The sequence below is a fragment of the Bacillus cereus group sp. MYBK245-2 genome, assembly GCF_051916145.1.
Lineage (GTDB): Bacteria > Bacillota > Bacilli > Bacillales > Bacillaceae_G > Bacillus_A > Bacillus_A pacificus.
Map to the genome: position 1 here is coordinate 193,218 of NZ_JBQAGB010000007.1, position 21,731 is coordinate 214,948.

Here is a 21,731-nt window from a genome sequence, read left to right on the forward strand (position 1 = left end):
CCCCCCCTCAAAACGATTCGATCTATTTTCAAGTTATTACTTTTCTGAACATTATTTTAAATTTTTAGAATTTTCTATTTTTAAAACTTTTTGTTTATGATATCATGTGGGAGATTATATGAAAACTATCTATAAGGTTGTTTTCCCATACAAAAATGGTATAGAAAGGGACTTTGACATGGATATAAGAAAACTTCGTTACTTTATTGTAATCGCTGAAGAAAAACAGCTTACCCGTGCTGCCCACCGACTTCATATGGCACAGCCACCTCTAAGTAGGCAACTATCGCTACTAGAACAAGAATTATCAGTAAACTTATTTGAAAGAAACGGCCGAAATATGCATTTGACTGAAGAAGGAAAAATTTTATATACGAAAGCAAAAAACATTATTGATCAATTAGAAGAAACTATTACGGAAATTAAAGATACCGGTGAAGGACTAAGGGGGAATCTATCTATTGGAGCATTTCATTCTTGCATTCCGTTTCTCTCTGAAAAAATCCGCTATTTTCAAGATAACTATCCAAATGTGAACTTAAAAATATGGGAAGGTGGCCCTTTTTACTTAATAGAGCAATTAGAAAATCGGTATATCGAACTTGCTATCTTGCGTACACCTTTTAATAAAGATGTTTTTTCTAGCATTTGTTTATCAAAAGAACCTTTCGTATTAGTCATGCCTGCTAAATGGGAACTATATCACTCACAGCTTCCAATTCCTCTAACCGAATTAAGTCATATTCCCCTTTTACTTTTACATAAAGATAAAGAAAACAGCTATCATCAGCTCGTCATCGATGAATGCAAGCACCTCGGTATTCAATTAAACATCGCATGTGAATGTCCTGACTCCGCATTTATTCTTATGCTTATCATGACTGGAGTTGGAGCGTCTATCTTGCCCAAAAGTGCTGTATCTCATATTCCGCAAGAATTAATAAAAATAGTTGATTTAATAGATTTTCCTTATGAGTCTGAATCATCAATTATATGGCTGAAAGATCGAAAGCTTTCTAAAAGAGCTCAACGATTTATAGAATGTACATGAATTCATTTTAGAGGTGTAGCGATAAATTTATTCACTTCTCCATCGCTATTATCTCGTTTACAAAAACATCTTTCCTATTATTATCAGTGAGCATGTTATATTAGCCTCTTATGTGAATACGAAAAGGACTCATTGATCCTACTAAACAGAAAAAAACAAAGATGCGAAGTCTATTCTATGACTTCGCATCTTTGTTGATTTAAAATGAATGAAAATCCTCCGTAAGGTCTTTACTATGAACAGCAAACTTTACTGCTTTGTATCTCATTTTGAAAATAGAATAATCCAAATAAATTTACTTATCTTTCTCCATATACTCTTTAATCTTTCGTTCTTCCCACTCTTTTCCGAATATGCCAACTGGAAAAGTTGTCAAAGCGTGTATAACAATTCCGATTCCCCAACCTGCAAGTGGATATAAAAACCATAATTTACTTGAATCAGAACTTATATTTATGAAAAAAAGCATTAAGTTCACTAGTATATAGACCGTTAAATGAATGTAAAACGCTTTTAAATTCTCCACTCTTTTTTTAGCTCGTAAATAATTCTCATCTCGCTCCATATGTAAACACCTCTTTCATTATTGTATTTTTTAAATTCGCTCCGATTTAAACATCATATTCTAGTTAGGAATCCCTTATTCTCAAAAAATACAAAACAAAAAAGCACCTAGCAAATAGTCATGTGTATGACCATTTGCTAGGTACTGCATAATCCATTTATTATTTACAGGTGTCTAATTAAGACCAAATCCAAACATCATCATTATTTTCAACGTTGCTCTTTACCTCATGAACTTTTTCGATATGATCAACTGTGTTCCAATTAATAGAACTTCCGCCCCAGCCTACATACTTCATATCAATTTTTACTTTCTCCCCCGCTTTAAACACTTGCCCCTTTGTTAAGAAAACATCAATAATAACTTTCTTCCCGTTTAGCGATGGATACTCAACTACAACATATTTAGTAGCACCGTCTGTTCCTACTTTTGATACTTCCCCAATTACATAATCAGGTGAGCCATCTTCTTTCATGTGCATACCTAACTTGTTTGTTGTATTTTCAATTGCAGTTGCAACCATATATTCTGTAAAATTACGCATCATAGATCCAGTAGCTTTTACTTCATCTCCTACTTTCACATTTGAAAATGAATCTATATATACACTAACAGGTTCTTCGTATTGCTTAGATTTTACAACAATTACACCATTATCTACTTCTACTACTCGTCCTTCTAACGTCGAGAGATTCGATTCAATAGAAGCTGCACTCGCTTTTGTTACTTCTAATCCTGGTACATTCGTTCCTGATAATGCTGCGATTCCTAAAGCACCTGCTAAAATTATTTTTTTCATACCCATTATGAAACATCTCCATTCATGATGATTTTATTTTTGATTGGATACGACCAACCTGCAACTATTATAGTTACAGGTTATAGAAAATAGCAACCCTCTTTCTTATGCAATGATGCATACTGTGATTTTCAAATGCAATTCAACACTAAGACTGAATTCTTGAATCCCAGCAGGTAAACGGATTGATGATGAAGAAACTAATGACATGCATCATATTTTTCAATGCTACGGTTTGTATAATCGTATTTCATTACATTATGTAGGGGCGGAATTCATATGTTAATAAAACCAAAGAGATTACAGCCAGGTGATATTGTAGCAACAGTAAGTCCTTCATGGGGAGGCGCAGGTGATTCTGAAATAAGATGGCGATATGAGCAAGGAGTAAAGAGATTAGAAGAAGTTTTCGGTCTTACGGTTGTTCCAATGCCGAATAGTTTAAAAGGTAGCGAATTCATTTATAACAACCCACAGGCTCGTGCGGAAGATTTAATGACAGCATTTCAAGATACGCGCGTGAAAGCAATTATTGCTAATATTGGCGGTCAAGATAGCATTCGCCTACTTCCCTATATAGATTTTAATGCAATACGTGAAAATCCGAAAATTTTTATGGGATACTCTGACGTTACCATTTCACATTTATTTTGTCATAAAGCAGGTCTTTCCTCTTTTTACGGTCCAGCAATTTTGACCGACTTTGCTGAAAATGTAGAGATGGATCCATATACGGTTGAAATGGTAAATCGAACTCTCTTTTCCAATGAAATGATTGGCGAAATCCAACCAGCTCCTGAATGGACAAGTGAGCGTTTAGAATGGATAGAGATAAATAAAGATACAAGACGTACGATGCAGCAAAACAATGGATATGAGCTACTCCAAGGCTCTACCACTGTACAAGGACGTTTAATTGGTGGTTGTATAGAAGTATTGGAATTTGCAAAAGGAACGGAGCTTTGGCCTGAGAAAAAACATTGGGAAGATAGCATTCTCTTCTTTGAAACTTCTGAAGACCATCCAGAACCAAGTTATATAAAGTATTGGTTACGAAATTATGCAGCGCAAGGTATTCTCCAAAAAGCCAAGGGCATCATTTTTGGTAAACCGAAAGACGAAATGTATTATGAAGAATATAAACATGAAATACTGCAAGTTATGAAAGAACATAACTTAGAAGATTTGCCAATTCTTTATAATTTGAATTTTGGTCATACTGAACCGAAGTTTATTTTACCTTACGGCTCGATGGCAGAAATTGATTGTGAAAATGGATCTTTCTCTATTTTGGAGAGTGGTGTGGAATGAATAAAAACACTCCTACGAGATATAACTGTGAATTGGTACTTTTAAATGATATGGAGATTACTTATCTAATGATAAAGGGGGATTTACGTGTATGGAAGTAACATTTACAGTAAGTAAATGGGATGAAAAACCAATCGATGATACTAAAAAAGATTTCCCTATTAATATTGCACATGTCGAATATGATATTGATGGTGAATTAAAAGGAAAAGCTTTTGTTGAATACTTATTATATTATTTAGACTCAAATATAAATGATGGTCACTTAGCTACTGCTAAAATTTCTGGATTTTTACACTTTGAAGGAATTTATAAGGGGCAGCATGGGACATTTACAGCTATAGAGCAAGGAATATTTGATAAAGGAAATTTAGATTCCCCAGGAACAATTATTAAAGCTACCGGTAACTTAGAAAGTCTGAGAGGGTCCTATCATTATCAGTTTGCAGGTCAAACTAGTAAACTAATTTTAGAGTTTGAATTTTAGCGAAATACCCTATACTTTAGTGGAAAGGACATTTCTTGTAATACTAGGAATGTCCTTAAAGTTCGTTCAAAGGTAATTTTTTCGCCTGCTTGCAATTTCATTAGTCCCCCCTCCTCAAAAACTCTTTTAAAATAAGAAAAACCGAAACTAAAATCATTTCGGTTTTTCAAACTAATGAAGTCTATATTTATTTTAAAGAATGTACAAACAACCCACTACGCAGTTTCGGTTCAAACCACGTTGATTTTGGTGGCATAACTTCTCCAGCGTCTGCGATTGCTAATAAAGATTCCATTGATGTCGGATATAGTGAGAACGCTGCTTTATATTCGCCGTTATTTACAAGGCGTTCTAGTTCTTCTAATCCGCGGATTCCTCCGACAAAATCAATGCGTGAATCAGATCGCGGATCATGTATTTCAAGTACTTGGCTTAATAAATGATCTTGCAGAATAGATACATCTAAACCTTTTACAAGGTCGTTCGCATCAAACGTTTCCTCTTTCACTGTGAGCTTATACCACTTCTCGTTTACATACATGCCAAATGTTTTTGGCTCATTTGGTTTATACGGAGAAACAGATGCTTCTTCTACATAAAAGTATTGCGTGATTTGCTTTAAAAACTGTTCTTCTGATAATCCATTTAAATCTTTTACAACTCGGTTATAGTCCCAAATAGATAATTCATCATGAGGGAATAAAACTGATAGGAAGAAATTAAACTCTTCTTCTCCTGTGTAATTCGGATATTGTTCTCTTCGCATAAGTCCTACTTTTGCGGCTGACGCGGAGCGGTGGTGTCCGTCTGCAATGTACAAGTTAGGGATATCTTCAAATAAGTTTACTAAACTTGTAATTACTTCTTCATCAGCTATTTTCCAAGCAACATGCCTAACGCCGTCTTCTGCTGTAAATGTATAGATTGGCGCATGTTCTTCTTTCCAGCTTGCGATGAAACGTTTCACTTCTTCTTTTGTACGATATGTTAAAAAGATAGGACCTGTATTTGCGTCACACACATCTACGTGACGAATACGATCTAGTTCTTTTTCATGACGCGTTCTTTCATGTTTTTTAATTGTATCGTCTTCATACTCATCAATAGATGTACAAACGACAAGGCCTGACTGCGTTCTTCCTTGCATCGTCAGTTCATAAATGTATAGTGCTGGCTCTTCGTCTTGTATGAACACTTCTTCTCGTATAAAACGATTTAAACTTTCACCCGCTTTTTCATATACGCGATCATCGTACGGTGAAAGCGCTGGGTCTAAATCAATTTCTGCTTTATCAACGTGCAAGAAAGAATACGGATTCCCTTTTACAACCTCTCTTGCCTCTTCACTATTTAATACGTCATACGGTAAAGCTGCAACTTCCGCTGCTTTTTCTTCTACTGGACGAATGGCCCGAAACGGTCGGATTTTTGCCAAGTTCCTCTCTCCTTTACACAATCATTCGAACGGCTACAACACCTGTAATTTTGCTTATATTTTCCACAATGTTCTCTTTTATTATATCATCAATTCCGTTATCAATATCAATCATCGTGTACGCCCAAGAATGTTTACTACGATTAATCATATCTGCAATATTAATATGATGTTCTGCTAAACATCCTGTAATTTGTCCTACCATGTTCGGTACATTTTGATGCATGATTGTAATACGTTTCTTTCCGATATACGGCAATTCTACGTTTGGATAGTTGACTGAATTACGAATATTTCCTGTCTCTAAATATTCACGTAATTGACGCGCTGCCATGATCGCACAATTTTCTTCTGATTCAGATGTAGATGCACCAAGGTGAGGCGTCGCAGTTACATTTTTCATCTTTATTACATTTTCATTGGGGAAGTCCGTTACGTAATGTGCAATAATGTCTTCTTCTAACGCTTTTTGAAGAACCTTTTCATCTACAAGTTCTCCTCTAGAGAAATTGAATAAACGCATTCCTTTTTTCATTTTCTCTATAGCGTGTTCACCAATAATCCCCTTCGTTTGATTCGTAAGAGGAATATGAAGGGTAATATAATCACACGTTGCAAAAATTTCATCTAAACTAAATGCTCTTTGCACATGTGTAGAAAGGCGCCATGCTGTTTCAACTGAAATGTAAGGATCGTATCCGACAACGTCCATCCCTAAAGCTAACGCATCGTTCGCAACTAAAGCACCGATTGCGCCAAGGCCGATAACCCCTAGACGTTTCCCCGCAATTTCAGATCCAACAAATTGTTTCTTTCCAGATTCAACAAGCTGCGGTACTTCTTCCCCTTCTAAATTTTTCGTCCAGCTTACTCCGTTAATAATGTTACGTGAAGACATAATAAGACTTGCAATAATAAGTTCCTTTACTGCATTAGCATTCGCTCCTGGCGTATTAAATACTACAATCCCTTTTTCTGTACATCGCTCGACAGGAATATTATTTACACCTGCACCAGCTCTCGCAATCGCCTTTAAGTCTTTTGAAAATTCTTCTTGATGTAAAGAATAACTGCGAAGTAAAATACCGTCTGGGTGATCCATTCTCTCCCCTACTTCATAGCGCTCTCCGCTAAGTACTTGCAAACCTTTTTCTGCAATTTGATTTAACGTTTGAACACGAAACATATCCCCATCTCCCTATCTATTCTCAAGCTCAAATTCCTTCATATAATTTACTAATTGCTGTACGCCTTCTGCTGGCATCGCATTGTAAATACTAGCGCGCATACCACCGACTGATCGATGTCCTTTTAGCGTAACAAAACCACGCTCTTTCGCTTTTTGTAGAAACTCACTGTTCAGCTCTTCTGACGGCGTTGTAAACGGAATGTTCATAAGTGATCGATACGTAGGATCAACCGGTGAAGTAAACAATTTTGATTCATCTAAGAAATTGTAAAGTAGTGAAGATTTCATTTTATTTTGTTCTTCAATCGCAGATACCCCGCCTTGCTCTTTCAGCCACTCTAATACAAGTTTCGTTACGTAAATACTAAAGGACGGCGGTGTATTGTATAAGGAGTTATTTTTACTGTAAGTTTCATAGTTTAACATCGTAGGACAAGAGCGATCTGCTCCCCCAATTAAATCTCTTTTTATAATTGCAATCGTTAAGCCTGCTGGCCCTAAATTCTTTTGCGCTCCCGCATATATAAGACCAAACTTCGAAACATCATATCGTTCTGATAAAATATTTGAGGACATATCCGCAACAAGCGGTACTTTATCTACATGTGGAACTTCCACATATTTCGTTCCTTCAATTGTATTGTTCGTTGTAATATGTACATAATCTAGTTTTTCATCGCCTAGTAAACCATCCAGTCTAGGAATTGTAGTAAACTTCTCATTTTCAGAAGAAGCAATCACTTGTACTTCTCCTACTTTTTCAGCTTCTTGCATCGCCTTTTTAGACCATGAGCCAGTCAATATATATCCTGCTTTTTTATACGTATTCATTACATTCAGCGGTATCATAGAAAATTGTAATGACGCACCGCCTTGTAAAAACAATACTTCATACTCATCAGGAATGTTCATTAATTCACGAAGCAAGCTACCCGCTTCATCTATAATACTTTGAAAATAAGAAGATCGATGACTCATTTCCATAATAGACATGCCTGTCCCGTTATAATTTACAAGCTCCTTTTGCACTTTCTCTAAAACTGGCAAAGGGAGTATTGATGGTCCTGCTGAAAAATTATACACTCTTTCCATCACCCAGATGACCTCCCTATTTCTCATTTTAATATTTTTTAAACTTTCTGAATTATAACCCACAATACAAGACACGGTCAATTTCTTTTCTAGTATTACGGCGCAAGAAGCAATGGAATCGCTTGCATGTGTAAACTTTTTTTATAAACATATAAAAAAGTGTTAAGTACATAATCGTACTTAACACTCTAGTAATAAAGTATAATTGCTAATTGTCCGTAAAGAACCGATCAAAAATTTGATAAATAGCAGAAAGACCAATGAGCCAATAAATAGTGTCCACAAGCGCCGGCATAGAACCAAACCATTTCTCAACTACATTGTAATCTAACGCCACAAATAACCAATTCAAACCGCCAAGAATCACCAAAATTACTGTAAGGTAAGACAAAAATTTCATGATGATTGCCCCCTAGGTGATAAGATGGTGAAAGGCCTTTCACTAGAAATATATGTAGTGAACCTCAAAACTTGCCTATTTTATAAAAATTATTTTCGGTACCAGCCATTAATAACTGCTGCCGTTTCTTGACTATGTATTTGATACGCATGCGTACTATTATTAGATCCAATAAACCAAATTGAAAAGCCTTTAAAATATGGCTTCGGTTCTAATACGTCACGGTAAGCGCGCCATCCGTTTAATTGTACGTCTTTTGAAAACACATTAGAAACATCTGGATTCCACGGATTTTGTAAGCCTAGTTCACGCGCCGGAACGTTAAATCCGCCAAAGTAAACTGGCTTTCCTGTTGCTTTATGTAATTGTTCTAGTTGTTGAACAACATTTTGTCCACGGTTATATACTGTCGTCGCAAATAAACTTTGCTTCACTTCTTCATATGATGGATTTCTTTTTCCTGAAACTTCAAACCAACTATCGATACTAACAATGTCTACCTTCTTTAAATACGGACGATTTATTTTCTCAACAAACTTCGCTTCATATGAAGGATCCCAGCTTGCTGTTAACCACCAGTTCATTTGATACAAAACATTTCCTTTATACTGATTACGAACAAAATCAATTGTATCGCTCCAGTATCCTTCTGCATATTCCATATTCACGAAATTAGAAGCAATCTTTAGTCCATACACATTGTATTTACTTGTAATAGAATTAAAAATATCTTGTAGAATAACCGTCTTCCAATTCCAGAAGAAATCATTAATATTACTTGGATTCCATTCCGTTTCCCCAACATTTCCTTGCTGAATATATGGGAACGGCTCCACTATAACTTGAATATTACGCTTTAATAATTCTTGAATTAAAATAATAGCCTGTTGCTTTTGCGCTTGATTAATTACCATATTCGTAGAAGTCACATTCGGAATATCTACCTGAATCGGTACATTTACTGTATTTAAATTTAAGCGCTCTACATCAGCTAACACTTTCGCTACATTTCCAACTTCCCATACCGTTACATTTCCTGATTTGATTTTTCCAGATTGAACAGTATTTACATCTGCCTGTACATTTCCTTGAAAACAAAAAGAAAATAGCATAATAAACACTCCTAAAAAACTTATTAAACTCTTATTTTTCTTCACAACTTTCCCCCTATAATTTTTGGCTTTCCTGATTATTTTATACAACATTTCATATATATTCCACAAAAAATCCAATAAATTTTTATTAATAAAAATGCTATTCATCCTTTATTCACAGCTTATTCATACTAACCTTCTAAAAATAGTGAGATAAATAAAAAAGGAACGGATTTCCGCTCCTTTTTTATCTTTTTACGATTGAAGTTATTGAATTACTGTTAATTACTTAAGTTAATAAGCATGTATAGAGAATCATTTTAACTTTAATTACAATTACTACAATGGTGATCTCTTATTTGCATTTCAAAATTAGCCATGGATACCATAATACCTCTTCTGCTTTGATTTTTTTTTCATCAATTAAATAAATGATTTCTTTTGCATCATCATAGTTCCCTATAAGAGATAAACCATTCAATTTTTTATTGAATCTATTAAAATCTTCCTGTAATCCATTGTGAATAAATGAATAAAAAGAGTTGTTAGAGTAACCACATATATCAAAACCTAAAATTTCATATTTCTTGACACTGAAAGGTAATGAACTTTCCAAAAAATTGTATATAGAAACCTCAAAATTATTTTCTTCTGATTCATTTAATAGAAAATCTGTCCTGTACTCTTCCGAAAGATTTAAACTGATAATTTCTAAATTTTCTATTCCCCTTAAATAGTTTTGTTGAAAGAATCTTGCATCTTCTAAGAACTTAAAAACATTGGGCCATGAAAACTTTTTTTCTTGTATTAATGTATCTAAAAAAGATTGCGCTTTTTCATGTTCCTCTCTACTAATCCTTAATCTTGATTTTATTATACTGGAATTAGATTCATTTTTATGTGTGTTACACCAAGGAAAAAACCAATAATCTGGGAATGTGGGGCGTACTTCATTACTTATTGTTAAAATGGTTTCGGGAAGCCCTTCAATAATACAATTTTTATAAATAAGATCCTTTTCATATGAAATTATTATAAATCCAGCATTATAATAATTCATCATTTTATCCCCCCTTCACTCAGCCTTACTATTTAGTGATTGATTATAACTATCTACCTTTTCTATACCCTTTTGGATATTCTTCTTAGTTATTGGATTTCTATTTCTTTTAATTCATCTGGAATATACCTTATTTCGCGATCATTGATTTTACTCATTCCTCTCTCGTCCAATCTGATATGGTTTCACCTTATTTTTTCTTATTTGAACCAAAGATATAGAAGATATCAAATCGAATCATAGCATACGTCTTTGCAGTTTTACGAATTGAACCTTATGAAAACCCATCCTAGTATGAAAGCTAATAAAAACCAAGTAAAGCATCCAATCAATAAAAAAAGGACTAGATAATAAATCCTAGCCCTTTTTATTATACATTAAATTAGTGTATCAACCACCGTGATCTCCAATCGAAAGACCTTGAATCACTTCGTAAGATTGTGGAGTCTTTGCTGTATTCGTCACACCTATAGTCAAGGTTATAGCGGTGACAATTCCCATTAAACTCAATACTATTTTTTTCATTTTAAAGCCCCTTCCTCAAAAAATTTTCGTTTTGCTTGCAACCCTAAATGGAAATACTTACTCGCCGCATGATGATTCTTTTCATCATAAAATTTTGTTCCCAGCGTCTCATAAGACTCCTGAACATCTTCATATAATCCTTCTCTTTCGAAGTAATCAATTCCTTCTAGCACTACTGTTTCGAGTATTTGAGCAGGTGAAGCATTGTTGAGCTCTTGTAAAATGAGATATCGATGTATGAACTCTTCTTGATTTAGTTTCTTACTAAGATTTAAACCGTTCTTAATGAGTTCTGCTGCGACATCTCGCTCTTCCAGTTTGTAATGTTCCAATGCCTTTGCATACATCGCCTTGTAATGGTTTGGAGACTTTTCAATGACTTCAGATAAATAACGAATTGCTAAAGATGATAGGTTTTGTTTAGAATACATCCACCCCAAATTATGGCGCACCATAATAATAAACTTATCTTCTCCGACTTTTTGGAACTTGTCCATTGCAGCCGCAAAATGTTCCTCCGCCAATGACCACTCTTTTAAGTTTATACAAGCTAATCCCAACAAGTTCTCACAAAAGCCAACATTACGCTCATAATCATCATGGGCTAAAAACATTTCTTTTGCCTTTGTTGTGTACTGAAAAGAGACTAGCGAGTCACAAATATCAAAATGGAATGCACCCAACTTATAATAAAATTCAGCTTTCTCAACGTCATCATTGATAAGCTCTAATAACTTTTCGGCTTGATCAAAGTGTTCTTTTGCAACCTTATAACTACCAGTTCCACTAGCATGGATAGCTTTAAAGAAATGATAATAATAAGTTAAAGTGTTGTTAGAAGGAATCTCAAAAGATTCTACTTTATCAAAACTACTTGTAGAAACACCTAAGTTATCAATTACATATTGATGACGAAAGTCTAATAATGAGTAGTATAGTAATAAGTCTTGATCTTCTATGTTTTGAATTTTATCATTAATTTCTTCTTTTAAACGATGCGCGTTACTTATGCGCCGCGCACGAATTTCCACATACCAATCATTTAATAAGCCTAGAATCTGTTCGTTTCCTTTGATTGCAATATTCATAATCTACCCCCTCATTACCAATTATCATATAGTCTTTTAATAATATAATAACAGAATTTGTAATTTTATAGGTGTGTTTTTAAATATATATCAACAAAATTCAGAATATTAAATCTTTTAAGAGCTATGGTGAAACAAGAATCTCATTGAATTTTATTCTCTAAAATACAAAATCCTACCATCACCTCAAATGATAGTAGGATTTTAAAATTATTTAAAGACTGGTTTATATTCTAATTTATAAGTTTTCATCAGTAGAAATATTATCACTTCGGCTCTAAATTTAACACTTTTCCCTCTATCCCCTCCGTATTCAATGTAGTCGTATGATACGTTCCGTTTACCCAATCATCTATTTGATCATGATACCAATTACTTCTAAAATGTCCTGATTGTCCTGGCCCTACAATATGATAACCGTTTGACATATCTTTCGTATCAATGACGAATCGCCAAGAAGCTCCGTGATTGACGATACCGTTATCGCCGTAGCTCGCTGCTTGAACGGTAACTTGGCTTCCACCAATTGGAACTGGTTTTTCGCGATTAAATGCAAGTAATGCTAACATACTAGATGATTTGGAGATTGGATGTGTAAAAGCAAGTTGATGGTAATCGCCCCACTTCCACTCCGTAACATCTGGTCCATACTCCTTCTGTAATTTCTTCATTACATTCTCGTACGATGTATGCACAACTTTTGTGAAGCCTCCGTACTTCGTAAACCAAGTGGTATTTTCTCCCGCTACTTCTTTTCGAATCAATTCATCAACAACTTGTGACTTCCCTTCAAATAACTCCATCACATCTTTCGGTATTTCTTTTGAAAATAACGTATTTGAAATCTCTTTCATTAACAAATGGAATAGTAATGGTGCCGATTCATCTTTACTATCGTAAAAATTCCACTTCGTTAATTGTTTTACGCCCTCTTTCTCTACTTCATTTAAAGATGTTTTATTTAACTCTTTTAAAAATATAGGAACAAACTCTTTCCCATATAAATTTTTTTGATCCATCTGTAACTCTTCTAAATCTTTTACCGTATACTTTTCCTTCTCTTGTAAAAACTCTTGAATACGCATTTGCCTATATGGCTGTGCCCACGTATTACTAATATGGTACGGATAATGATCATCCACAATTTTATTATTCGCAGTAGAAATAAACCCTTGTTTTGGATTGATTACTTTTGGAAGTTGATCATATGGGATATACCCTTCCCATTCATATTCATCTGTCCATCCTGGCACTGGTAGACTACCATCACCTTTTTTACGCACTGGTATATTTCCATTTGCTTTATAAGCAATTGTGCCGTCGTTTGATGCAAATACAAAGTTTTGAGTTGGTGTATGAAAATCTTGAAGAGCTGTTTCAAACTCATTCCAGTCTTTCGCCTTATTCATATTTAATACAGCCTTTAATTCAGCGGAAGGTTCCAAAGCAGTCCACTTTAAAGCAAATACTGTTTTCGTTTTCTCTTTCCCTTTATCCGCAAACTCTGAAATGACTGGACCGTGCCTCGTAACCGTAACATTATACGGTATTGTCTTTCCGCCTTTTACTTTAATAGATTCATCCAGAACAGTCGCTTTTTCCCATTTATCGTTATATAGAAATTCGTTTTCATTATTAGGATTTCGCTTTTCAATATATAAATCTTGTACATCAGGACCGGTATTCGTAACGCCCCATGCTATTTTGTCATTGTGCCCTAATATAACACCTGGTACGCCAGCGAAAATAACGCCACTCACATTCAAATCTTTCGTTTCAAGTTTTGATTGATACCAAATAGAAGGCGTGGCAAGAGATAAATGAGGATCATCCGCTAACATCGGCTTACCAGACGCACTCTTCTCACCGCTTATGACCCAGTTATTACTACCATTAAACTCTGGTGGAATAATCGTTTTTGCAAAACTTTGTGCTACGTCTACATTTGTATTTTTTAGTTCAGCTAGTAATCTAGGCGCATCTTTCGGATATGTAGGAAATAACTCATTTGCTTGCTCTTTCGGCAAATTTTTCAGCGCCCAATATCGAAACGCTTGTCCATGCCAATGTCCGCCTAAGTCAAACGCCATATACTTTCCAATCGTTAATGTATCAACAATGGACCATTCAGCAGGTTCATAGCCTAATATAGTAAACTCAACTGGCAATTTCTTTTCCTCTTTTGCCTCGCGTATAAAGGCATTCACCCCATCAGCAAATGACTGCAGAGCATATTTCGCTTCTCCATCATATTGATTAACAGACGCTTCGGCTGCTCGCCGTAAACCGAGCGTTCGAAACAACTTATCTCGATCAATAGCTGCTTCCCCTACAACCTCACTTAACATACCAGAAGCTTGCCTTCTACTTAAATCCATTTGAAATAACCTATCTTGCGCTTGTACATACCCTTGCGAAAAATATAAATCGTGTGCATTTTCCGCTTTAATATGCGGTACACCTTTACTATCTCGCTTTATCGTAACAGCACGTTGTAAATCCTCTAGCTTTATCGTTCCATCTATCTTTGGCACAGATTTAAGCGTATATATGTTCAAAAAAATCGCTGTACATATAACCAACAAAAGGACGATACTACTAGACCAAATAAAAATTCTCTTACCACGAGTTCGTTTCTTTTTTATAACAACTTCCATATAACCCCCTCCTTCCTCAAACTATTCGCTTCTATTTTGAAAGAACCTTTTAGAAAAGTTGAAAAACCCCTTCATTTTCCTACAAATGAAGGGGGAATTTTTATCGTTTGTTACGCCAGCTTTCATTATGACCAAGATTTGAATCGGTCGCTAATTGTACATCATATAATATTTCACTAAAGAAATACTTATCTACTTTTTTTGGCACAATGCGTCTTTCATCATCAATTTCATCGTATTCATATGAACCACGATTCACTGTAGCTGCTTTATAAAATTCAATGTCATACACACATATATCTTCTTCGTCTTCATAGCCAATTGGTGCTCCGCTAAATGACAGTTGTGCCCCTAATCCAGTGCGAGTATCTTCTTTATAAAACGTATAATACACACCGCCATCTTGAACTGATCCGCGAATCCATCCAAGTTTCGTCATCTTACCGAATAACGAGCGACCATTTAATAAAATACCACCAAATCTCTCAACAGTAACCTTATCATCTTCCTCTACTACAAACACAGGACGTTCAATTTGTAGAAATGGCTGGACAATTTTCGAATGTTCCAGTTGCTCTTTCCACATTTCCTTTTCCGTTTCGGATAATTCTAACGGATGAATGAAACCAATCACGGTTCCAGACGAAAATTCATGATTCTCTCCTATCATTGAATAAAACGTACCATCCTCCGCATAACGGAACATTTTCAGTAACTTCCCTTCTGTATATTCACCCCAAATAAGTGAAGTTACAAATTGCTTCATAATTGGATTCTCTAGAAATACCGACTTCCAGGAGTCATATGACCAATAGCGCTTTCTTGATAGAGCAGCTTCCAACCGTTGTTTCTGCATGGAAAGAGCACTTCGAAGCTCTTTCTTTAAAGTAGATAACTCTTTCTTAGCTAATTCAGCTTTTTCTATATCATCTTTTGCATTCGGCTTTGGAAGCGACTTCATACGTTTCCCTTCTTCTGTCTCTAATTCAATTTTTGACTCTGCAGTTAATATGGCCGTAAAACATCTATTCCCAAAATCAATTTCCTTCTCACCACGTATATTGAAACCAAGATTTGGTACTAGTTGATCTTCCAGCTCTTCTTCCGTTATACCACGCGTTTTTGCAGCGAGACTTAGTGCTTCTTTTGCTGCATTACGCACTTGTTTATGTTTATATTTAAAGGCCATTGTATGAATAGACATAAGTGCAAGCTTAGATGAGGACAAGCCTAAAGCCCGAACAGCATCAGCTGCAATTTTCCCTCGCATATCGAGCACCCATTCATCGATTTGCTTTTTCAGTATGCCGACCATTTTGTCATCACTATATATTCCATATAACGAAAGAATACCGCGTTTCTTCACATCTGCATCTTGAGAAATCCATGTTTGATATATTTCTTGCACACATTCTTTCAAGTCCTGTTCATTTAAAGTACTCCCCATCGCTTCAGCTGCCTCTTTCTTCTCGATAATAGAATCTGAAATGTACTGCTGCAAATAAGCTAATGGAATTGTAGCATCGACAATTTCATTAGAATGACGAAGACGGATTTGTGGTTCATCCCCAATCAATTGCATAAGTGAATTTCTTTTTTGTTCCGTTACGATACGTCCACAAAGTTCTTCTATACTTTCTGAGTTTCTCTCCGTTTCAAGTAACGGAGCAAACTTCTCAACAAAAGAGGCATTCTTCTTATCTTGCAAAGCTTCCTGTACAAGTTCTGTATATTTTTCAATCTTATACTCTATAAGCAGTTTCATCACATTTTCACGGACAATTTTCTTTTTATTATGAAGTTCCAGCGCTACATCCTCTGCAGCTTCTACATCTCTTGAAAGAAGTTTAACTACAGACTCACGCATTTTTTTAGATGAATCCCCTAAAGTTTTAATTAAAATGGGACGCATTTTAATCATGTTATCCTTTGCTAACTCTTCTAAAATATATGCTTTGGCAACAGCAGAATACTCATCAAACCGTTCAATTATATACGCTTGTTCTTTTACAATGACATGAACAAGCGCTTCCTTCGCCTCATTTCTTTCTTCACTGTAGCATGCAGCTTGTTCAACTGCATAGGCAATCAGCTTTTCCTTACTTAGCCCATACGAAAGAAGTTCTTCTAATACTTGTTTCGGTTCTATCCCTCTGACAGAGCATTCGTAAAGAAGTTCGTATAAATTAACACTATATTCATCTCCGAATTGTAGTGTAAGTACAGCTTCCCTTTTTGCTACATCATCTATATCCCAAAGGAGTGCAACCTCTAACACCGGCATGGCCCAGTACATACTTCTATATTTCGGATTTTTAAGTATGTGCTTCATATCCTCAAGTGACACTTTCCCTAGTAAATAATCACAATATGTATCACGTATTGTAGACAATTTAATTTGCAAAGCAGCAACAAAAAATTCTTCTCGCATTTTCCCTCTATCTAGCTCATGTCCTTTTTCAGCTAACGTTCGCGCGATAATAAGATAATTCATTTTACTTACATATTGCAAAGTGCGTTGAACAAATTCCTGATTTTCTTCCAACATAAAGCAAAGGAATTCATATTCATACGTCTTACAGAAGTCTTCACTATTCAAATTATGTTGCCTCAGGCGGTGCGCAAAAAACCTTTCCTCAGCAATCCAAAACTGTTTACAAAAACTTTGAATTTCTTCATACGTTTTCTTATTTACACTACCTGTTCTTTTGTAGTTTTGAGGCTGGCCAAGAGCATGACACATATAGCGCGTAGCATAATTCATAAACCCCCACACGTTTTTCTTTGCTAATATTTCCACATATCGCCTCGCAACGTTTGAATACTTATGAACATGAAATAACAGTCGCCAAATATAGTCCGGTAAATTTCCACCTAAAAATAATTCCCTATCACTTTCACCTTTTATATATCTTTCAGTTGCTTCAATCTTTTCCTTTTCCCCATTCAAATTCAAAATAAATTCAGCATGTTCTTTTAATCTCTCTTCCAATAAAGAGCTATACGTATGGAACCTCTCATAATCTACTTCAAACATTACGAGAAGTAGTGATAGTTGTTGCTTATTTAGTAAAGTATGTAATTGTCTCTCTATATAGTTCGGATCCTCTTTTGTTAACTCTTTCAGAAAACTATACGCCTCATTCACATAACTAGAGATATTAGTTAAATATTTACATGCAATTACTACAAGTTGATCCAATGGAAGTGCACTTTTTTCTAAATAAACCTTCATATTAGAAAAATCCACATATTTAAACCTTATTATAAGAACATTTAACAACTGCTCCCCTAACAAATAATAGAATAATCGTAAGAAAGCTGGATCTTGCTTATGCACTTTCCTAAAATCATTTATAAACCGCTCAGCAAAATCGCCTCTTCTTTGATCTCGAATTGTCGTTAATTGAATATCTTTCAAAATCTCTTCTTCTTTTGTTTGTAAATATAGCAGTGATAATTGTTCCTGTTCTTCTGTCATATGAATATATTGAAATAACTGAGTTGTATTTGTAGTCAAACTTTGTTCCCCCGCATCTTTTATCCATTATAAAAACATCCTTATTTAATGGCAGTATAGCATAAAACCTACCAAAACGAACATACATTCTACATTAAATTAAAACACACTACTCAAAACACTTCTCCTTCTCTCTAAACTACCCATTACACACTTCTCTCCACCATATTTGCTACACCAATTCCTCAAAATCCCCTTCACATAAGCAAACGTTCGCTTATTCTGTTCAAATGCAATTTTAAGTGCCTCTAATACTCTCTCTCCTGAAACTTTTCGTATCCACTCTTTCAATTCCTTCACGATATATGGGGATAGACTACTTATATGTTGCTCGTAAAACTTATAAACCTCACTATGTGGAGTGCCCTCTTCCACTTCCACATCTTTTATTTCTTCAACAACTTCTTGTAAACTACTAGTATCCTCTTCTTCTGGCATACCAAAATACTGCAATAACAATGGAATCTTCCATTCTTTTTCCAGACATGTACGTAAAAACATATGTATGAATTCTTTATTTTTTACAGTCTTTAACTCACGTAACACACATTTTTCTACATTCGTATTTAAAATTGGATTATAGTGTAGCCAATTTATGATGTATAACTCTTTCGTTTCCGCATCGTATAAAATCTTTCCGTATTCAACAAACCTATTTAATAACTTCTCAACAGTCTCCATATTGTAGCCTGTTTCAAGTTCTGCCACACGCTTCGGTAATACGTAAATTCCACATTGCTTCGTTTTCGTACCAGTTAACAAATATATGTAAAAATAACGCTCCTCTGGCGTTAAATCTAATATGAATTCATCTTGCCAAAAGTTCACTTGCACATTACGGTACACCGCCATATGTTTACCTCCCCCTTGTATTCATAAAAAGGTAGATTTCAATCCTTCAATATACATATAGGAGTGAGGGCTTGGTTTTTGCAGTTGAATTCCAAATTTTTTAACTACTACAACGACGGTTTTATTTTTTCGCGCTTTTTTGTTCTTGTAGTTGTTTTTGTTTTGTTTTTTCTTAGTGATTTATTACTTGGTAGGTGCTTATAAGGGGCTTGGAAGGGGCTTAATAAGGGCTTATATAAAAAGGAGCTGTTCCAAATTCTCATTTTGGATAGCTCCTTTATCATTCTTTCTATTTTTGACTTGCATCTAACATCTTCACTAAAAAGGCAGCTGCTTCACCACGAGTTGCTGTCCCTTTCGGATTAAACTCATTATTTCCAACACCAGTAACTACTTTTAAGCTATATAATCGTTGAACAGGCTGTTTATATGTGATCAAATGTTTATCCCTAAATGGCAATGCAACTAATTCACCTGTAACACCGTTATACTGTAATGCGTTGTCAATCATGATCGATGCTTCTTCACGTGCGATAGATGCGTTAGGATCAAAAATCCCGCCGCCACGACCGTTAATAATTCCCGCACTTGCACTACGTTTAATACCGCTATGAAGGGATGGATGCGCTTTATTAATATCTACAAAGGAATCGACTTTATTAATAGTAAATTTAAATATTTTTTCATTTTAGCTTCTATTACAAATTCCCTTTAACGTTTTCGACAATCTCGTTTATCGTATTTCGATCAAACTTATCACTAATTTCGTATGGCTCACGATCTCCTACTAATTGTACGCCTACGATATGGTCGCGATCCTTACCATATTGCACTTCAATAATCGATCCACGCTCTATTTGTTTCCAAACGAGACTTGCTTCATCTTTATTATCTAAAATAATACAATCCTCAATATTTTCATCAATCCCAATTAACTTGTTATCATCCATATATCCAACCTCGTATTGTTGACGTTCTTTCGCTTTTCCGCTTACTACTATACCTTTGCTTCCATACGAGTAATCCGTATAGTCCTTTTTCTCTGATTGTATCGCTTTCGGTTCTTTTGCTTCAGTTTTTTCAGTATTTCCACACCCCACAATCATACTAATTGGCATAACTACAGTTAATACTACTCTAGTAAATTTCTTTATCATTTATAACCAACCTCACATGTTTAACTTTACATTTATCCTCTTACCAAATAATAACATAATAATACCGAGAAAGAGCCAAAGATACAGTGAAACTTTAATCAGTAGTTTTTCATCCTAAAAATCTAGACTTTCAAAATCACTATCTGCACTATCGACAAATTATAGAAAGTAGACATCCTACTCACATACGATTTAAAATTAGAAAGTATGGAAAACATGATAAAAAATATAGGCTAGTTGTTCGCAATTAAAATGGTTTTTACATGAAGAAAGGAAGTACACAGCTTTGGATTTTAAAACAGTTATGCAAGAGCTTGAAGCCCTAGGCAAGGAACGAACGAAAAAAATATACATATCTAACGGTGCGCACGAGCCAGTTTTCGGCGTAGCTACAGGTGCTATGAAACCAATCGCAAAAAAAATAAAAATAAACCAAGAGTTAGCAGAAGAACTTTATGCCACAGGCAACTACGATGCTATGTATTTTGCAGGCATTATTGCGGACCCGAAAGCTATGAGTGAGTCTGATTTTAATCGATGGATAGACGGAGCGTATTTTTATATGTTGTCTGATTATGTGGTGGCAGTCACTTTATCAGAATCAAATATCGCACAAGATGTTGCTGATAAATGGATTGCAAGTAGGGACGAGCTACAAATGTCTGCAGGCTGGAGTTGCTACTGCTGGCTTTTAGGAAATCGCAAAGACGATGAGTTTTCTGAAAGCAAAATTTCCGATATGCTTGAAATGGTGAAAAAGACAATCCATGATTCGCCAGAACGAACTAAATCCGCTAAACACGGTAGCAATTTCATATGTGCCACTACACGAAAAGGCAGTCGAGATTGCAAAAGAAGTTGGTATAGTTGAAGTAAAACGTGATAATAAAAAAAGCAGTTTGCTAAATGCTGCAGAGAGTATTCAGAAAGAACTTGATAGAGGAAGACTTGATTTCAAGCGTAAATATGTAAGGTGTTAGATGATTAAAAGGGTGTCAATCTAAGTAAGATTGACACCCTTTTTTAATGAGAAAAATGAATGAATTCCCCCTGCACACCTTATCCGTTAAACATTTCTTCATTCAATTTATAAACCCTATCTCTTTTCTCATCACTTTTGACAAAAATAAGCTTTCCTTCTTTAACAAATCCTTCTAATAGTAAGCATACTTCTCCATATGCTTTCGGCTTATTCGTTGTGAATCTTTCATCTGATATTTTTCCAGCTCGTATTAATTGTTCACACAGCTCAAGTGCACTTATTTCTTCAGAATCCATTAATTCCAATATATCTCTTTGCAATGGTGATAAAGGGACTGGTATTTCAGCTACCTCCACCTTTTCTTTCTCGTTTTCTTCTTCAAATAAATCTTCAAATGAAATTTGATTCATTACTTCTTTTCCTTTCTAACGATTGATTTGTATAAAGCGTAGTTATTGTTATGTAGT

At 35.1% G+C, this 21,731-nt stretch carries 18 protein-coding genes and 2 pseudogenes; 4 read left to right on the forward strand and 16 right to left on the reverse strand.

The features are described 5' to 3' along the window. Nucleotides 1–178 precede the first annotated feature (178 nt). Complete coding sequence (locus ACTFRN_RS14375) at nucleotides 179–1,051, forward strand: LysR family transcriptional regulator (protein WP_000354647.1); 873 nt, start codon at nucleotides 179–181, stop codon at nucleotides 1,049–1,051. Between the two features lie 295 nt (nucleotides 1,052–1,346). On the opposite strand, the gene ACTFRN_RS14380 is transcribed toward ACTFRN_RS14375, so the two are convergent. Together ACTFRN_RS14380 and ACTFRN_RS14385 are read right to left on the reverse strand one after the other, a co-directional pair. Continuing rightward, nucleotides 1,347–1,616, reverse strand: a complete 270-nt coding sequence (locus ACTFRN_RS14380; RefSeq protein WP_000438993.1) for a 2TM domain-containing protein — start codon at nucleotides 1,614–1,616, stop codon at nucleotides 1,347–1,349. A gap of 178 nt (nucleotides 1,617–1,794) precedes the next feature. Beyond that, nucleotides 1,795–2,421: a F0F1 ATP synthase subunit alpha gene (locus ACTFRN_RS14385; RefSeq protein ID WP_000525502.1), complete on the reverse strand. Its 627-nt coding sequence runs from the start codon at nucleotides 2,419–2,421 to the stop codon at nucleotides 1,795–1,797. Nucleotides 2,422–2,694: 273 nt separating this feature from the next. Here ACTFRN_RS14385 and ACTFRN_RS14390 point away from each other — a divergent pair, with 273 nt between their 5' ends. Together ACTFRN_RS14390 and ACTFRN_RS14395 are read left to right on the forward strand one after the other, a co-directional pair. Continuing rightward, a complete protein-coding gene (locus tag ACTFRN_RS14390) occupies nucleotides 2,695–3,726 on the forward strand; it encodes a S66 family peptidase (protein ID WP_000905877.1) in 1,032 nt (343 codons plus the stop codon). 91 nt (nucleotides 3,727–3,817) lie between these two features. Then, nucleotides 3,818–4,213, forward strand: coding sequence for a DUF3224 domain-containing protein (locus tag ACTFRN_RS14395; RefSeq protein ID WP_000454096.1), 396 nt, complete (start codon nucleotides 3,818–3,820; stop codon nucleotides 4,211–4,213). A gap of 187 nt (nucleotides 4,214–4,400) precedes the next feature. Here ACTFRN_RS14395 and ACTFRN_RS14400 read toward each other — a convergent pair whose 3' ends face one another. From ACTFRN_RS14400 to ACTFRN_RS14460, 13 genes and pseudogenes are all read right to left on the reverse strand, one after another. Continuing rightward, nucleotides 4,401–5,648 (reverse strand): DUF1015 domain-containing protein, encoded by a 1,248-nt coding sequence (locus ACTFRN_RS14400; protein ID WP_074615517.1) that lies wholly within the window; start codon nucleotides 5,646–5,648, stop codon nucleotides 4,401–4,403. Nucleotides 5,649–5,661: 13 nt separating this feature from the next. Then, nucleotides 5,662–6,834, reverse strand: a complete 1,173-nt coding sequence (locus tag ACTFRN_RS14405) for a 3-phosphoglycerate dehydrogenase family protein (RefSeq protein WP_000490257.1) — start codon at nucleotides 6,832–6,834, stop codon at nucleotides 5,662–5,664. Between the two features lie 12 nt (nucleotides 6,835–6,846). Further along, nucleotides 6,847–7,929: a 3-phosphoserine/phosphohydroxythreonine transaminase gene (gene serC, locus ACTFRN_RS14410; protein ID WP_014893595.1), complete on the reverse strand. Its 1,083-nt coding sequence runs from the start codon at nucleotides 7,927–7,929 to the stop codon at nucleotides 6,847–6,849. Between the two features lie 208 nt (nucleotides 7,930–8,137). After that, nucleotides 8,138–8,329, reverse strand: coding sequence for a DUF378 domain-containing protein (locus ACTFRN_RS14415; protein WP_000670803.1), 192 nt, complete (start codon nucleotides 8,327–8,329; stop codon nucleotides 8,138–8,140). Nucleotides 8,330–8,418: 89 nt separating this feature from the next. After that, nucleotides 8,419–9,486: a glycoside hydrolase family 113 gene (locus ACTFRN_RS14420; RefSeq protein ID WP_000739774.1), complete on the reverse strand. Its 1,068-nt coding sequence runs from the start codon at nucleotides 9,484–9,486 to the stop codon at nucleotides 8,419–8,421. Nucleotides 9,487–9,778: 292 nt separating this feature from the next. Continuing rightward, nucleotides 9,779–10,483 (reverse strand): hypothetical protein, encoded by a 705-nt coding sequence (locus ACTFRN_RS14425; RefSeq protein WP_014893594.1) that lies wholly within the window; start codon nucleotides 10,481–10,483, stop codon nucleotides 9,779–9,781. Nucleotides 10,484–10,873: 390 nt separating this feature from the next. Beyond that, nucleotides 10,874–11,008 carry a hypothetical protein gene (locus ACTFRN_RS14430; RefSeq protein ID WP_000725058.1) on the reverse strand — a complete coding sequence of 45 codons (135 nt, stop codon included), beginning with the start codon at nucleotides 11,006–11,008 and terminating at the stop codon, nucleotides 10,874–10,876. Next, nucleotides 11,005–12,096: a tetratricopeptide repeat protein gene (locus ACTFRN_RS14435; protein ID WP_049111192.1), complete on the reverse strand. Its 1,092-nt coding sequence runs from the start codon at nucleotides 12,094–12,096 to the stop codon at nucleotides 11,005–11,007. The genes ACTFRN_RS14430 and ACTFRN_RS14435 overlap by 4 nt, the downstream gene beginning before the upstream one ends. 266 nt (nucleotides 12,097–12,362) lie before the next feature. Then, on the reverse strand, nucleotides 12,363–14,753 hold the full coding sequence (locus tag ACTFRN_RS14440) for a penicillin acylase family protein (protein ID WP_088106702.1): 2,391 nt from the start codon (nucleotides 14,751–14,753) through the stop codon (nucleotides 12,363–12,365). A 100-nt stretch (nucleotides 14,754–14,853) separates the two neighbouring features. Continuing rightward, nucleotides 14,854–18,273, reverse strand: coding sequence for a DUF4132 domain-containing protein (locus tag ACTFRN_RS14445; protein WP_000210763.1), 3,420 nt, complete (start codon nucleotides 18,271–18,273; stop codon nucleotides 14,854–14,856). Nucleotides 18,274–18,372: 99 nt separating this feature from the next. Then, nucleotides 18,373–19,125: a DnaD domain-containing protein gene (locus tag ACTFRN_RS14450; RefSeq protein WP_000312109.1), complete on the reverse strand. Its 753-nt coding sequence runs from the start codon at nucleotides 19,123–19,125 to the stop codon at nucleotides 18,373–18,375. A 289-nt stretch (nucleotides 19,126–19,414) separates the two neighbouring features. Next, a pseudogene (locus tag ACTFRN_RS14455) lies at nucleotides 19,415–19,774 on the reverse strand (S-layer homology domain-containing protein); the annotation flags it as partial. Between the two features lie 49 nt (nucleotides 19,775–19,823). Continuing rightward, the gene (locus tag ACTFRN_RS14460) at nucleotides 19,824–20,282 is read right to left on the reverse strand and encodes a hypothetical protein (RefSeq protein ID WP_000591657.1); all 459 of its coding nucleotides are present in this window, start codon (nucleotides 20,280–20,282) and stop codon (nucleotides 19,824–19,826) included. 286 nt (nucleotides 20,283–20,568) lie between these two features. On the opposite strand from ACTFRN_RS14460, the pseudogene ACTFRN_RS14465 reads away from it, so the two are divergent. Continuing rightward, nucleotides 20,569–21,262 (forward strand): annotated as a pseudogene (locus tag ACTFRN_RS14465) (DNA alkylation repair protein). Between the two features lie 79 nt (nucleotides 21,263–21,341). Here the strand turns inward: ACTFRN_RS14465 and ACTFRN_RS14470 are convergent. Further along, nucleotides 21,342–21,674, reverse strand: coding sequence for a DUF3895 domain-containing protein (locus ACTFRN_RS14470; RefSeq protein WP_001071915.1), 333 nt, complete (start codon nucleotides 21,672–21,674; stop codon nucleotides 21,342–21,344). Nucleotides 21,675–21,731: the final 57 nt, after the last annotated feature.

Coding starts and splice junctions, on each gene's coding strand:
- ACTFRN_RS14375 (WP_000354647.1), top strand. CDS start 179: ATGGATATAAGAAAACTTCGTTACTTTATTGTAATCGCTGAAGAAAAA.
- ACTFRN_RS14450 (WP_000312109.1), bottom strand. CDS start 19,125: ATGGCGGTGTACCGTAATGTGCAAGTGAACTTTTGGCAAGATGAATTC.
- ACTFRN_RS14380 (WP_000438993.1), bottom strand. CDS start 1,616: ATGGAGCGAGATGAGAATTATTTACGAGCTAAAAAAAGAGTGGAGAAT.
- ACTFRN_RS14470 (WP_001071915.1), bottom strand. CDS start 21,674: ATGAATCAAATTTCATTTGAAGATTTATTTGAAGAAGAAAACGAGAAA.
- serC (WP_014893595.1), bottom strand. CDS start 7,929: ATGGAAAGAGTGTATAATTTTTCAGCAGGACCATCAATACTCCCTTTG.
- ACTFRN_RS14425 (WP_014893594.1), bottom strand. CDS start 10,483: ATGAATTATTATAATGCTGGATTTATAATAATTTCATATGAAAAGGAT.
- ACTFRN_RS14460 (WP_000591657.1), bottom strand. CDS start 20,282: ATGATAAAGAAATTTACTAGAGTAGTATTAACTGTAGTTATGCCAATT.
- ACTFRN_RS14435 (WP_049111192.1), bottom strand. CDS start 12,096: ATGAATATTGCAATCAAAGGAAACGAACAGATTCTAGGCTTATTAAAT.
- ACTFRN_RS14405 (WP_000490257.1), bottom strand. CDS start 6,834: ATGTTTCGTGTTCAAACGTTAAATCAAATTGCAGAAAAAGGTTTGCAA.
- ACTFRN_RS14440 (WP_088106702.1), bottom strand. CDS start 14,753: ATGGAAGTTGTTATAAAAAAGAAACGAACTCGTGGTAAGAGAATTTTT.
- ACTFRN_RS14395 (WP_000454096.1), top strand. CDS start 3,818: ATGGAAGTAACATTTACAGTAAGTAAATGGGATGAAAAACCAATCGAT.
- ACTFRN_RS14385 (WP_000525502.1), bottom strand. CDS start 2,421: ATGGGTATGAAAAAAATAATTTTAGCAGGTGCTTTAGGAATCGCAGCA.
- ACTFRN_RS14415 (WP_000670803.1), bottom strand. CDS start 8,329: ATGAAATTTTTGTCTTACCTTACAGTAATTTTGGTGATTCTTGGCGGT.
- ACTFRN_RS14430 (WP_000725058.1), bottom strand. CDS start 11,008: ATGAAAAAAATAGTATTGAGTTTAATGGGAATTGTCACCGCTATAACC.
- ACTFRN_RS14390 (WP_000905877.1), top strand. CDS start 2,695: ATGTTAATAAAACCAAAGAGATTACAGCCAGGTGATATTGTAGCAACA.